Origin of the sequence: Martelella alba (assembly GCF_005217455.1) — a bacterium.
GTDB lineage: Bacteria > Pseudomonadota > Gammaproteobacteria > Enterobacterales > Enterobacteriaceae > Acerihabitans.
Genome location: NZ_SZPQ01000051.1, coordinates 1 through 13821, shown reverse-complemented (window position 1 = coordinate 13821; position 13821 = coordinate 1). Strand labels below are relative to the sequence as shown.

The 13821-nt window shown below is 55.0% G+C and carries 10 protein-coding genes; all 10 read right to left on the bottom strand.

From position 1 onward, the window contains the following. Nucleotides 1-46: 46 nt before the first annotated feature. On the bottom strand, nucleotides 47-583 hold the full coding sequence (locus tag FCN80_RS22660) for a hypothetical protein (protein ID WP_170975498.1): 537 nt from the start codon (nucleotides 581-583) through the stop codon (nucleotides 47-49). A gap of 393 nt (nucleotides 584-976) precedes the next feature. Further along, nucleotides 977-5200 (bottom strand): DNA-directed RNA polymerase subunit beta', encoded by a 4224-nt coding sequence (rpoC, locus tag FCN80_RS22655; RefSeq protein WP_136992616.1) that lies wholly within the window; start codon nucleotides 5198-5200, stop codon nucleotides 977-979. A 208-nt stretch (nucleotides 5201-5408) separates the two neighbouring features. After that, a complete protein-coding gene (rpoB, locus tag FCN80_RS22650; RefSeq protein ID WP_136992615.1) occupies nucleotides 5409-9437 on the bottom strand; it encodes a DNA-directed RNA polymerase subunit beta in 4029 nt (1342 codons plus the stop codon). Between the two features lie 549 nt (nucleotides 9438-9986). Next, complete coding sequence (gene rplL, locus FCN80_RS22645; protein ID WP_136992614.1) at nucleotides 9987-10352, bottom strand: 50S ribosomal protein L7/L12; 366 nt, start codon at nucleotides 10350-10352, stop codon at nucleotides 9987-9989. A gap of 66 nt (nucleotides 10353-10418) precedes the next feature. Continuing rightward, the gene (gene rplJ, locus FCN80_RS22640) at nucleotides 10419-10916 is read right to left on the bottom strand and encodes a 50S ribosomal protein L10 (RefSeq protein WP_136992613.1); all 498 of its coding nucleotides are present in this window, start codon (nucleotides 10914-10916) and stop codon (nucleotides 10419-10421) included. Between the two features lie 343 nt (nucleotides 10917-11259). Continuing rightward, the gene (gene rplA / locus FCN80_RS22635) at nucleotides 11260-11964 is read right to left on the bottom strand and encodes a 50S ribosomal protein L1 (RefSeq protein ID WP_136992612.1); all 705 of its coding nucleotides are present in this window, start codon (nucleotides 11962-11964) and stop codon (nucleotides 11260-11262) included. Nucleotides 11965-11967: 3 nt separating this feature from the next. Then, complete coding sequence (gene rplK / locus FCN80_RS22630) at nucleotides 11968-12396, bottom strand: 50S ribosomal protein L11 (protein WP_136992611.1); 429 nt, start codon at nucleotides 12394-12396, stop codon at nucleotides 11968-11970. A gap of 150 nt (nucleotides 12397-12546) precedes the next feature. Beyond that, on the bottom strand, nucleotides 12547-13092 hold the full coding sequence (gene nusG / locus FCN80_RS22625) for a transcription termination/antitermination protein NusG (protein ID WP_136992610.1): 546 nt from the start codon (nucleotides 13090-13092) through the stop codon (nucleotides 12547-12549). Between the two features lies 1 nt (nucleotide 13093). Continuing rightward, nucleotides 13094-13477 (bottom strand): preprotein translocase subunit SecE, encoded by a 384-nt coding sequence (gene secE, locus FCN80_RS22620; protein WP_136992609.1) that lies wholly within the window; start codon nucleotides 13475-13477, stop codon nucleotides 13094-13096. 230 nt (nucleotides 13478-13707) lie between these two features. Next, nucleotides 13708-13821, bottom strand: a 114-nt coding sequence (locus FCN80_RS22615; protein WP_136992608.1) for an EF-Tu C-terminal domain-related protein, incomplete at its 5' end; no start/stop codon positions are given.

Sequence of the window (13821 nt, the reverse complement as noted above, 5' to 3'; positions counted from 1 at the left end):
CCAATCTGTCCACGCCAATGACGCCTACCGGGATAGGCGCTTATTCTCACTCGGATTCGGCGAAGGTCTTTTTGATTTTCTCTTCGAAATTTTTCGCCTCATCGCGGAACTCTTCTTCAACGCGCTGCCATTCTCGTTCGAGTGTTTTGTTGATACGTGCTCGTTCAATGGAAAGCGATTCGCCGAACTGGCTTATTTTCGATTCGGACTTCAGTTTGCGGCATATATTGTTCAGGCCGCTGACTGCTTCGGAAACCTGATTTTCCATTCTTCTGATTTCCCGCCGCCATTTCTCCTCGGGATGAAAATCCGGCGATGTTTTATTGTGTTCAAAGTGTTCAGTAATCAATTGAGAGATTTCCTTTTCCTTGGCGGACAGGGAATGTAAAGCAGTGTCCAGCGTCGCCTTTTCTTCATGGTTTTCCAGGTGTTGTTTCACCTGGCTGAGAAATCTGGAAATATCGCGCCTGATTTTTACATCCGAGTCCAAACTTCTCGATTCAAGGCTCGAGATAAGCCCGGGGGGAACAGTGACGCCGGTCGCGGCTGCCACGGATCTCAAACGATCTACGATTTTATGCAATACCGCCCGGTCGGTTTGCGGACGACAAGGGGACGGCGCGTTGGCGCCGCTCGTGCCTGTTGCAGAGTCACATTCCATATGAAGATTCTCCTATCGATATCTTGCTCGAAAACCCGATATCTGACCATTCAAAATAAAATAACCTTTATTACACTAGCGGGCAGATTAAAAACCGTCAAATACCGCGCTCATTCTATTTAGCAATCATTGACGCTCGGTATACCTCGAATGAAGGACTCGCTCACTTACCGACGCGATGCGACTGGAAGTAAATAGAGTATAGATTTATTGGGGATCAGGGTTTAAGCACGCGAAAAAAAGCCCCGGCCGAAAGGCCGGGGCTTGCCAAACTGACCGCCCAAGAACAAAGGTCGGCGAGGGTCGGATCAACGATTAATCGTCGTCATTCCCACCCAAACCGGCATTGAGCAGTTCCGCCATATTGGCGGTAGCTTCGTCCGCGGTCACCTGCGGCACGACCGGTACGTCGCCCAGCGCGCGACGACGGGCGCGATCCTGATGATAGGCGTAACCGGTACCGGCCGGAATCAATCGGCCGACGATGACGTTTTCCTTCAGACCGCGCAATTCATCACGCTTCCCGGCCACGGCGGCTTCGGTCAGTACGCGCGTGGTTTCCTGGAACGAAGCGGCGGAAATGAACGACTCGGTCGCCAGCGAGGCCTTGGTGATGCCCAACAAGTCGCGGGTATAGTTCATCGGCACCTTACCGTCGGCTTCCAATTGACGGTTGGCGATCTTGACCCGTGAGTATTCAGCCTGTTCACCTTCCAAGAAGTCGGTGCCGCTTGAGCTGTCGATGGTGGCCTTGCGCAGCATCTGACGAACGATAACCTCGATGTGTTTATCGTTAATCTTCACGCCCTGCAACCGGTAGACATCCTGAACTTCGTTGACGATATAGCGTGTAACGGCATGCACGCCGCGCAAACGCAGAATGTCGTGTGGCGATTCAGGACCGTCGGAAATCACGTCCCCACGCTCAACCCGTTCACCTTCGAAGACATTGAGTTGACGCCATTTCGGGATCATCTCTTCGTACGGGTCGCTGCCATCCACCGGCGTAATCACCAGCCGACGTTTACCCTTGGTTTCTTTACCGAAGGAAACGATACCGCTGATCTCCGCCAAAATGGCCGGTTCTTTCGGGCGACGCGCTTCGAACAGATCGGCAACGCGCGGCAGACCCCCGGTGATATCTTTGGTACCACTGGTTTCCTGCGGCAGACGCGCCAGCGTGTCGCCGCCGGTAATTTTCACGCCGTCTTCCAACTGAACAATGGTCCGACCCGGCAAGAAGTACTGCGCCGGCATATCGGTGCCCGGGATCAGGACATCATTGCCGTTGGCATCGACCACCCGCAACGCCGGACGCAAATCCTTGCCGCCGCCGGTACGCTCCGCCGAATCCAGCACCACGATGGACGACAAGCCGGTCAGCTCGTCGGTCTGGCGGGTAATGGTTTGACCGTCTATCATGTCGGTGAACCGGACAAAACCGCTCACTTCAGTAATAACCGGCATGGTATGCGGGTCCCAATTGGCCACGGTTTCCCCGGCCATGACATCGGAACCGTCGCCTTTTGCCATTATGGCGCCATAAGGTACTTTGTAGCTTTCCTTCGTGCGGCCAAACTCATCAACCAGCTTCAGTTCGGTATTACGGGACGTTATAACCAGTTTGCCGGCGCCGTTGATAACGAACTTGGCGTTATTCAGACGCACGGTACCCTTGTTCTTCACCTGGATGCTGGACTCGGCCGCGTTACGCGATGCGGCGCCGCCGATATGGAACGTACGCATGGTAAGCTGGGTGCCGGGTTCGCCGATGGATTGCGCGGCGATGACCCCAATGGATTCCCCTTTATTGACCAGATGGCCGCGAGCCAGATCGCGCCCGTAGCATTTGGCGCAGACGCCGAAATCGGTCTCGCAGGTCACCACCGAACGGACTTTGACGGAATCGACGGAGTTGGCCTCGAGCACGTCACACCATTGTTCGTTGAGCAGGGTGTTACGTTCGATCAGGATGTCGGCGGTACCAGGTTTGAGCACGTCTTCCGCCGTAACACGGCCCAACACACGCTCACGCAACGGTTCCTTCACGTCGCCGCCTTCGATAACCGGCGTCATGACGATACCGCTATGGGTGCCGCAGTCGTCCTCGGTCACTACCAGGTCCTGGGCCACATCCACCAGCCGGCGGGTCAGGTAACCGGAGTTCGCCGTTTTCAGGGCGGTATCCGCCAAACCTTTACGGGCGCCGTGGGTGGAGATGAAGTACTGCAATACGTTCAGCCCCTCGCGGAAATTCGCCGTAATCGGCGTCTCGATGATAGAGCCGTCCGGTTTAGCCATCAGGCCGCGCATCCCCGCCAATTGGCGAATCTGGGCGGCGGAACCACGGGCGCCGGAATCGGCCATCATAAAGATGCTGTTGAAGGAAACCTGGCGTTCTTCCTCGCCGTCGCGGTTAATGACCGCCTCGGTGGACAGGTTTTCCATCATCGCCTTGGCGACGCGCTCGTTCGCCGCGGCCCAGATATCGATAACCTTGTTGTAGCGCTCGCCGGCAGTCACCAGACCGGATTGGAACTGCTCCTGGATTTCCGCCACTTCGGCTTCGGCCTCGGCGATAATTCCCGCTTTCTTCTCCGGTATCACCATGTCGTCGATACCTACCGACGAACCGGACCGGGCCGCGTAAGCGAAGCCGGTATACATGATCTGGTCGGCGAAGATCACGGTGGGTTTCAGACCCAGCACGCGATAACAGGTGTTGAGCATCTTGGAAATGGCTTTTTTGCCCAGCGCCTGATTGACCAGCGAGAACGGCAGTCCTTTAGGCACAATCATCCACAAAATCGCCCGCCCAACGGTGGTATCGATCAAATGGGTGTATTCGCTCCACTGGCCGTCTTCATTCTTGGTGTGCTCGGTAATGCGTACTTTGACGCGGGCATGCAGTTCGGCGATGCCGGCCCGATAAATGCGTTCGGCTTCCTTTGGCCCGGTCAGCACCATGCCTTCGCCTTTACCGTTCACCCGTTCGCGGGTCATGTAGTACAGACCCAGCACCACGTCCTGGGACGGCACGATGATCGGCTCGCCGTTGGCGGGCGAAAGGATGTTGTTGGTGGACATCATCAACGCACGGGCCTCCAACTGGGCTTCCAGCGTCAGCGGGACGTGAACCGCCATTTGGTCGCCGTCGAAGTCAGCGTTGTAGGCGGCGCACACCAGCGGATGCAGTTGAATGGCCTTACCTTCGATCAGCACCGGTTCGAACGCCTGGATACCCAGACGGTGCAGCGTCGGCGCGCGGTTCAGCAATACCGGGTGTTCGCGGATGACTTCATCCAGAATATCCCAGACCACCGCCTCTTCCCGTTCCACCATTTTCTTGGCGGCTTTGATGGTCGTCGCCAGGCCGCGCAGCTCCAACTTGCCGTAGATAAAGGGCTTGAACAGCTCCAGCGCCATCTTCTTCGGCAGACCGCACTGATGCAAGCGCAGGTATGGGCCCACGGTGATAACGGAACGGCCGGAATAGTCGACGCGCTTACCCAACAAATTCTGACGGAAGCGGCCCTGCTTGCCTTTGATCATGTCGGCCAGGGATTTCAGCGGACGCTTGTTGGAACCGGTAATGGCCCGGCCGCGGCGGCCGTTGTCCAGCAGCGCATCCACCGCCTCTTGCAACATGCGTTTCTCGTTGCGCACGATGATATCCGGCGCGGCCAGATCCAGCAGACGTTTCAGACGATTATTGCGGTTGATGACCCGGCGATATAAATCGTTCAAATCGGAGGTGGCGAAACGGCCGCCGTCCAGCGGCACCAACGGACGAAGATCCGGCGGCAATACCGGCAGCACCGTGAGGATCATCCATTCCGGCTTGTTACCGGACTGTACAAACGCTTCCAGCAACTTGATGCGCTTGGTCAGTTTTTTACGCTTGGTTTCTGAATTGGTTTCATTCAGCTCTTCGCGCAGGGTCTCGCATTCCGCTTCCAGATCCATGTTCTTCAACAGGGACTGAATGGCTTCGGCGCCCATTTTGGCGTCGAATTCGTCGCCGAATTCTTCCAACGCATCCAGATACTGCTCTTCGGTCAGGATCTGACGGCGCTCCAGATTGGTCATGCCGCCTTCAACCACCACGTAGGATTCGAAATACAGCACGCGCTCAATATCGCGCAGCGGCATGTCCAGCAACAGGCCGATACGGGACGGCAGCGACTTCAAAAACCAGATGTGGGCGGTAGGCGACGCCAGTTCGATATGTCCCATGCGTTCGCGGCGAACCTTGGTCTGGGTCACTTCAACGCCGCATTTTTCACAGATCACGCCGCGGTGTTTCAGGCGTTTGTACTTGCCGCACAGGCATTCGTAATCTTTCACCGGCCCAAAGATGCGGGCGCAGAAAAGCCCGTCGCGTTCGGGTTTGAACGTACGGTAGTTGATGGTTTCCGGCTTTTTAACTTCGCCGAACGACCAGGAACGGATCATGTCTGGCGATGCCAGCGCGATTTTGATCGCATCAAACTCTTCGGTTTTAGTTTGTGCTTTCAGAAACTTAAGTAAATCTTTCACGGATTGGCTCCTGTCGGAGTTAGACCTGTTAGGCGCCTGAAACACTCAGGCGCCCTTATTTCCGGTGCGAACGCACCCGAGCCGGTATTGTCCCGTCCTCTTTCAGACCACAGACGCCGCGGCAACCGCTTAACCCAATCACTTACCCGGTATCAACCGGGCAGGTTCGCTTGCCGCCGCAACGTCATCTGAAAGCCATCAGGGCCGACTACTCTTCTTCCAGCTCGATATTGATGCCCAGCGAACGGATTTCCTTCAACAAGACATTGAAGGACTCCGGCATGCCCGGTTCCATCGTATGATTGCCATCCACGATGTTTTTATACATCTTGGTGCGACCGTTAACATCATCCGACTTGACAGTCAGCATTTCCTGTAAAGTATAGGCCGCGCCATAGGCTTCCAGCGCCCATACTTCCATCTCACCGAAGCGTTGACCGCCGAACTGCGCCTTACCGCCCAGCGGCTGCTGGGTTACCAGGCTGTAGGAGCCGGTGGACCGCGCATGCATCTTATCGTCGACCAAATGGTTGAGTTTCAGCATGTACATGTAGCCCACCGTTACCTGACGCTCGAATTTCTCGCCGGTGCGGCCGTCGAACAAGGTGATCTGGCCGGAAGTGGGCAACCCGCCCAATTGCAGCAGTTCCTTGATTTCCATTTCTTTGGCGCCATCAAAGACCGGCGTGGCGATGGGCATACCTTTTTTCAGGTTTTCCGCCAGACGCAAAACCTCGTCATCGCTGAATGTGTCCAGATCCACTTTCTGGCGCACGCCATTACCCAGGGCATAGGCTTTCTGGATGAATTCGCGCAGCTTGGCCACTTCTTCCTGTTTCTTCAGCATGGCGTTGATTTTGTCGCCGATGCCTTTGGCCGCCATACCCAGATGGGTTTCCAGGATCTGGCCGATGTTCATACGCGACGGTACGCCCAGCGGGTTGAGCACGATATCCACCGGCACGCCGTTTTCATCGTAAGGCATGTCCTCGATCGGATTGATCTTGGAGATAACCCCCTTGTTCCCGTGACGGCCCGCCATTTTGTCACCCGGCTGAATTTGCCGCTTGACCGCGAGGTAGACCTTGACGATTTTCAATACGCCCGGAGCCAGATCATCGCCTTGCGTAATCTTGCGGCGTTTGGCTTCCAGCTTCTTCTCGAACTCGGATTTCAGTTCGTCGTATTGTTCCGCCAATTGTTCGAGCTGATTTTGCTTGTCTTCGTCGCCAAGCCCCAGTTCCAACCAGCGTTCGCGGGTCAGTTTGGCCAGCTTCTCTTCCTCGATGCCGCCGGAAACCAACACGTCATGGATACGGGCGAACAGGCCGGCCTCAAAAATCTGCAATTCTTCCGTCAGGTCCTTTTTGGCCTGCTTCAACTGCATTTCTTCGATTTCCAGCGCGCGCTTGTCTTTTTCCACGCCATCGCGGGTAAAGACTTGCACATCGATAACCGTCCCAGACACGCCGTTCGGCACCCGCAGCGAGGAATCCTTCACGTCGGAGGCCTTTTCACCGAAGATAGCGCGCAGCAACTTTTCTTCCGGCGTCAGTTGGGTTTCGCCTTTCGGCGTGACCTTGCCCACCAGGATATCGCCGCCGGTCACTTCCGCGCCGATGTAAACGATTCCGGATTCATCCAGCTTGGACAACGCCGCTTCCCCCACGTTGGGAATATCGGCGGTGATTTCCTCCGGACCCAGTTTGGTATCGCGCGAGACGCAGGCCAGTTCCTGGATATGGATAGTGGTGAAACGGTCTTCCTGTACCACGCGCTCGGACACCAGAATGGAGTCTTCGAAGTTATAGCCGTTCCAGGGCATGAACGCGACGCGCATGTTCTGTCCCAACGCCAGTTCGCCCAAATCCGTCGACGGGCCGTCGGCCAGAACGTCGCCGCGTTCCACTGGCTCGCCCAGCGAAACGCAAGGCATCTGATTGATACAGGTGTTCTGGTTGGAACGGGTGTACTTGGTCAGGTTGTAGATATCGATACCCGCCTCGCCCGCGATCATTTCATCGGGATTGACGTTGATAACGATACGGGAGGCATCGACATACTGGACGGTACCGCCGCGCTTGGCCACCGCGGTAACGCCGGAGTCCACCGCCACGGCCCGTTCCATGCCGGTTCCCACCAGCGGCTTGTCGGCACGCAACGTCGGTACGGCCTGGCGTTGCATGTTCGCGCCCATCAGCGCGCGGTTGGCGTCGTCATGCTCCAGGAAGGGAATCAGGGACGCGCCCACCGAAACCACCTGCTGGGTGGAGACGTCCATATAGTCCACCTGATCACGGGTGAACAGGCTGGATTCGCCCTTACTGCGGCATGTGATCAAGTCGTCGACGAAATGGCCGCTTTCGTCCAAATCGGTATTGGCCTGCGCAATGACGAAGTTGCCTTCCTCAATGGCGGACAGGTAATGGATCTCGTCGGTCACCACGCCGTCGTGTACCCGGCGGTACGGCGTTTCCAGGAAGCCGTATTCGTTGGTCTGGGCATAGACGGACAACGAATTGATAAGACCGATGTTCGGGCCTTCCGGCGTTTCGATAGGACAAACGCGGCCGTAATGGGTCGGATGCACGTCGCGAACTTCAAACCCGGCGCGCTCACGGGTCAGGCCACCGGGGCCCAAGGCGGAAATGCGGCGCTTGTGGGTGATTTCCGACAGCGGGTTGTTCTGGTCCATGAACTGCGAAAGCTGACTGGAACCGAAGAATTCTTTCACCGCGGCGGAAATGGGCTTGGCGTTGATCATATCCTGCGGCATCAACGTATCAAGATCGCCCAGCGACAGACGTTCTTTCACGGCGCGCTCGACACGGACCAGACCGACGCGGAACTGGTTCTCGGCCATTTCGCCCACCGAGCGAATCCGACGGTTGCCCAGATGGTCGATATCGTCCACCTCGCCTTTACCGTTGCGGATATCGATCAGTTTTTTCATGACTTCAATGATATCGAGCTCGCTCAGAATGCCGGAGCCTTCGATATCTTCGCGTAGCAGCGAACGGTTGAACTTCATCCGGCCAACGGCGGAAAGGTCGTAACGGTCTTCGGAGAAGAACAGGTTTTCGAACAGGTTTTCCGCCGCTTCACGGGTCGGCGGCTCGCCGGGCCGCATCATGCGGTAAATTTCCACCAGCGCGCTCAGGCGATCGTTGGTCGGGTCGACCCGCAGCGTTTCGGAAATATAAGCGCCATGGTCCAGATCGTTGGTGAATAGCGTTTCGATACGCTTGTGCCCCGCCTGGCTGAGTTTCGCCAGCAGATCCAGCGTCAGCTCGGTATTGGCCGGGCAGATGATTTCGCCGGTATTTTCATCGATATAATCCTGCGCCACCACTTTGCCGATGATGTATTCCACCGGCACATGGATTTTATCGATACCGTCTTTTTCCAGCAGACGGATATGGCGCGCGGTAATACGACGACCCTTCTCGACATAGACGGTGCCATTGGCTTCAATATCAAACGAGGCGGTTTCGCCGCGCAGCCGTTCGGGAACCAACGCCATCTGCAATTTATTGTCGTAAATTTCGAAAACGACTTTGTCGAAGAACGTATCGAGAATTTGCGCCGTCGAATGATTCAGGGCGCGTAAAATGATGGTCGCGGGCAATTTGCGGCGACGGTCGATACGGACAAACAGGTTGTCTTTGGGATCGAATTCGAAGTCCAGCCAGGAGCCGCGGTAGGGAATGATGCGCGCGTTGTAAAGCACCTTGCCGGAGGAATGCGTTTTGCCTTTATCACTGTCAAAGAATACGCCGGGGCTGCGATGCAACTGGGAGACAATAACACGTTCCGTCCCGTTGATCACAAAGGTCCCGTTGTCGGTCATGAGCGGTATTTCACCCATGTAAACTTCCTGCTCTTTGATGTCTTTGACCGTGCCTTCGGGGGCTTCGCGCTCATAGATCACCAGGCGCAGTTTCACGCGCAGAGGCGCTGAAAAAGTGACGCCGCGTATCTGGCACTCTTTGACATCAAATACAGGCTCGCCTAAACGGTAACTGACGTATTGCAGCTCCGAATTGCCGCTGTAGCTTTGGATGGGAAAAACCGAACGGAATGCTGCTTCCAATCCGTACTGGCCTTCCGGATCTTGCTCGATGAACTTCTGAAACGAGTCAAGCTGTATAGAAAGGAGATAGGGAACGTCCAGCACTTGGGGACGCTTGCCAAAATCCTTACGAATGCGTTTTTTTTCGGTATAGGAGTAAACCATAGGGTTCCTCAGCTCGCTGATCAGTGACCCACTCTGCCCGCCCTAAGGACAGGTTATGCAACACCGTTTATACTCGTCATACTTCACGTTGACGCTTTGTCGGCTGCGTTCAAATCCGTTCCCGACGAATTTGTCGCTCCCTTGCCGCCGCGATGCCACTCGAAGCATTTAGAGTGTATACCCAACATTTTTCGATTTACCGACACGCCGGCCAGGCTTGTTTGTCTGAACCGCCCATGGAGAAGCGCTTCGCGCGCCCCTCGCCAGCCATTTCCGCAACTCGAGAGCAGTGGGGTATGCATTTTCGAAAAGCGATGAAGCCTTCCGCAATACCTCTTTTCCATCACTCTTAAATCATTTCATTGCACTTGCTGAACCAGGGAGGTTCGACAGGAGATGCAGTATATTAAGTCGTCGATTGAAAACGGTATTGAGGCTAATCAGCGGACCAACAGTGTGAAAATCCACTGACGCCTTACAGCGCAAAAAGGCTGGTGACCCAAAAGCCACCAGCCATCAGCCCGAATTCAGGCTGCAATGCAAGAGGTCTTATTTAACCTCAACAGAAGCACCGGCTTCTTCCAGCGCTTTCTTGAGCGAATCGGCGTCTTCTTTGTTCACGCCTTCTTTCAAGGTTGCCGGAGCGGATTCAACCAAATCTTTGGCTTCTTTCAGGCCCAGGCCGGTAGCGGCGCGGACAGCCTTGATAACAGCGACTTTGTTGCCGCCGATAGCGGACAGCACGACGTCGAACTCAGTTTTTTCTTCTACCGCTTCAACCGGGCCGGCGGCAACAGCGACAGCGGCGGCGGCGGAAACGCCGAATTTGGTTTCCATCATGGAAATCAGTTCAACCACGTCCATAACGGACATTTCGGCAACTGCGTCCAGAATTTGTTCTTTAGTGATAGACATAACAGTGATTCCTAGAATTCAGAAAGTGTTTATACGTTCGCAATAGCAATCGAAAGCCGCCGGCAATTATGCCGCTTCCTTTTGATCGCGCAGTGCAGCGAGAGTACGGACCAGTTTGCCTGCAGAGGCTTCTTTCATGGCCGACATCAAGCGTGCGATCGCTTCTTCGTAAGTCGGCAACGTTGCCAGGCGATCGATATTGGCCGCCGTGATAACTTCGCCTTCAAAGGCCGCTGCCTTGACCTCGAATTTTGCATTTTCTTTGGCAAATGCCTTGAACAGGCGAGCGGCTGCGCCCGGATGTTCGTTGGAAAATGCAATCAGGGTCGGACCGACAAACGCGTCTTTCAGGCATTCAAATTGCGTGCCTTCAACCACACGACGCAACAACGTGTTGCGGACAACACGCATGTAAACGCCGGCATCGCGACCTGCTTTACGCAGTTCGGTCATTTTATCCACGGTGACGCCGCGAGAGTCGGCAACCACAGCAGACAGCGCGCCTTTGGCCACTTCGCTGACTTCAGCAACAATCGCTTGTTTGTCTTGAAGATTTAATGCCATTAGCTTTTGCTCCTGGATTTATCCGAGGGAAAATTCCCCGGGACTCACATCGTTTATCGCCGCAAGGGGATAAACGTCGAAACACGGTGAGCAGAATCCAGCAAACGAAAATGTTATTCAGGCTCTGTCACCGTCTACGCAGGACGATTAAGTGTTTACCCGCTTTGGTTTCGACATCAGTCAAAAGGGTAAGACACACCTGCGGTCTTGGACGGAGGCTTGGATAAGGCCAAGCTCCAACCGAAAATGCATTGTTTCATCAATGGCGAATGGCGCATATGACCATTGATGAAACAACGGGCGTACGATTATAGAGGAATCTGACGCCCGCGTAAAGAGGCAATTAGGCGATAACTGTCGCCAAGCCGCTTTGATCGATGGCCAAACCGGCACCCATGGTGGTGGAAAGGCTGATTTTCTTGATGTACACGCCTTTGGCCTGCGTCGGTTTCGCTCTCTTGAGCGCCACCAGCAAAGCTTCCAGGTTTTCCTTCAATTTATCGGCATCAAAGTCGACTTTACCGATGGTGGTATGAATAATGCCGTTCTTGTCGTTGCGGTAACGAACCTGACCAGCCTTGGCGTTTTTTACCGCCTCGGCGACGTTCGGCGTGACGGTGCCCACTTTCGGGTTAGGCATCAGGCCGCGCGGCCCGAGAATCTGACCCAATTGGCCCACAACACGCATCGCATCCGGAGAAGCGATAACCACGTCAAAATTGAACTCGCCTTTTTTAATTTGATCAGCGAGATCATCCATACCTATCAAATCTGCGCCGGCTTCTTTGGCTGCGTCGGCATTCGCGCCCTGGGTGAACACGGCAACGCGGACGGTGCGGCCGGTGCCATGCGGCAAAACGGTGGCGCCACGAACATTCTGATCGGATTTACGCGCATCAATGCCCAGGTTCACGGCTACATCAATGCTTTCCACAAATTTCGCGGTAGCCAGTTCTTTCAGCAAGGCGACGGCTTCGGTGATTTCATATTGCTTGGTCGCATCCACTTTTTCGCGGATAGCACGCATGCGCTTGGTCAGTTTAGCCATGTCTTAATCCTCCACCACCAGGCCCATGGAACGTGCGGTGCCTTCGATGGAGCGGGACATCGCGTCCACATCGGCACCCGTCATATCCGCTGCCTTGGTTTCCGCGATTTCACGGATCTGGGCATGCGTTACTTTACCGACTTTTTCTTTGTTCGGCTTACCGGAACCGGATTTCACGCCAGCGGCTTTCTTCAGCAGCACGGCGGCGGGCGGCGTTTTGGTGACAAAGGTAAAAGAACGGTCGGTATAAACGGTAATAACAACCGGAATCGGCAAACCTTTTTCGATGCTTTCGGTCTTAGCATTGAAGGCTTTGCAGAATTCCATGATGTTAACGCCCTGCTGGCCCAGAGCGGGACCAACCGGCGGACTTGGATTAGCCATGCCTGCAGCGACTTGCAGTTTCACATAGGCTTGAACTTTCTTGGCCATGTCGTTTTCCTCTAGCGGGTGTTAGCGCCGGTTAAGGCTCCCCATTCAATGGTGTTTTATGCGTATCATCGCATAAAACGAAAGGCGCGGAATTCTAGTATAATTCCACACCTTGAGCAAGCATAAATTATCTTCGCGTCCCGGCGGACATCAGCCTTTTTCAACCTGGCCGAAGTCCAGCTCGACCGGCGTGGCGCGGCCAAATATGGAAACCGAAACCTTCAGGCGGCTCTTTTCGTAATCCACCTCTTCCACCACGCCGTTGAAGTCGGCAAACGGACCGTCGTTGACGCGAACCAGTTCGCCCGGTTCGAACAAGGTCTTGGGCCGCGGTTTGTCGCCCACCTGCTGCAGGCGATTCATTATCGCATCCACTTCTTTGTCGCTGATCGGCGCCGGTCGGTCGGAGGTACCGCCGATGAAGCCCATGACGCGGGGAACGCTGCGAACCAGATGCCAACTGGCATCATTCATGACCATTTGCACCAGCACATAGCCCGGAAAGAACTTGCGCTCGCTTTTACGGCGCTGCCCGCCACGGATTTCCACTACTTCTTCCGTGGGAACCAGAACATCGCCGAAGAGTTCTTCCATATCGTGCAGTTTGATGTGTTCGCGAAGGGATTGCGCGACGCGACCTTCGAATCCGGAAAACGCCTGAACGACGTACCAACGTTTTTTGGGAGCTTCGGACATCTTAGAACCTCAGGCCAGTAATAAACGATACCAGACGGACCAAAATGCCATCCAGTCCCCACAGGATCAACGACATCACGGCAGTTACCGCGGCGACGATCAGGGTGGTATGCAATGCTTCCTGGCGGGTGGGCCAAATCACTTTACGGACTTCCGTACGGGCTTCACGCGCAAACGCCACCGTGGACTTGCCTTTGGTCGTCATCAAAGCCACGCCGCCGGCGATAGCGATTAACAGCACGACAACCAGCGCTCGCAGGGGTAGGCTGAAATCACGATAATAATAATTACCGACAATCGCAACCACCAGTAGAATAGCAACAACTATCCACTTCAATACTTCCAGGCTGCGTCCGCTTCCTTGAGCTTCGGTATTCGCACTCATAAAAAAACCTGTCACGTAGGATTCATACAAACAACTAAGCCCCGCAAGGGCGAGGCTACCAAACGAGGATTGCTCTGGGTTAGCAACAAAACTCCCGAATTCACGCCGCTGATGAAGAGCCCATCTCACCAATGATTATGGCGTAAAATCGCTGATGAGATAGGTTCTCTGTCACAGCGTAGAAAAAAGGCATCAAATGATGCCCTTTTCCTGCGCGCTACGTCAAATGGTTATTGAATAACTTTGGCAACCACGCCGGCGCCGACGGTACGGCCGCCTTCACGGATAGCGAAACGCAAGCCGTCATCCATCGCAATCGGCGCGATCAGATTGACTTTCATCTT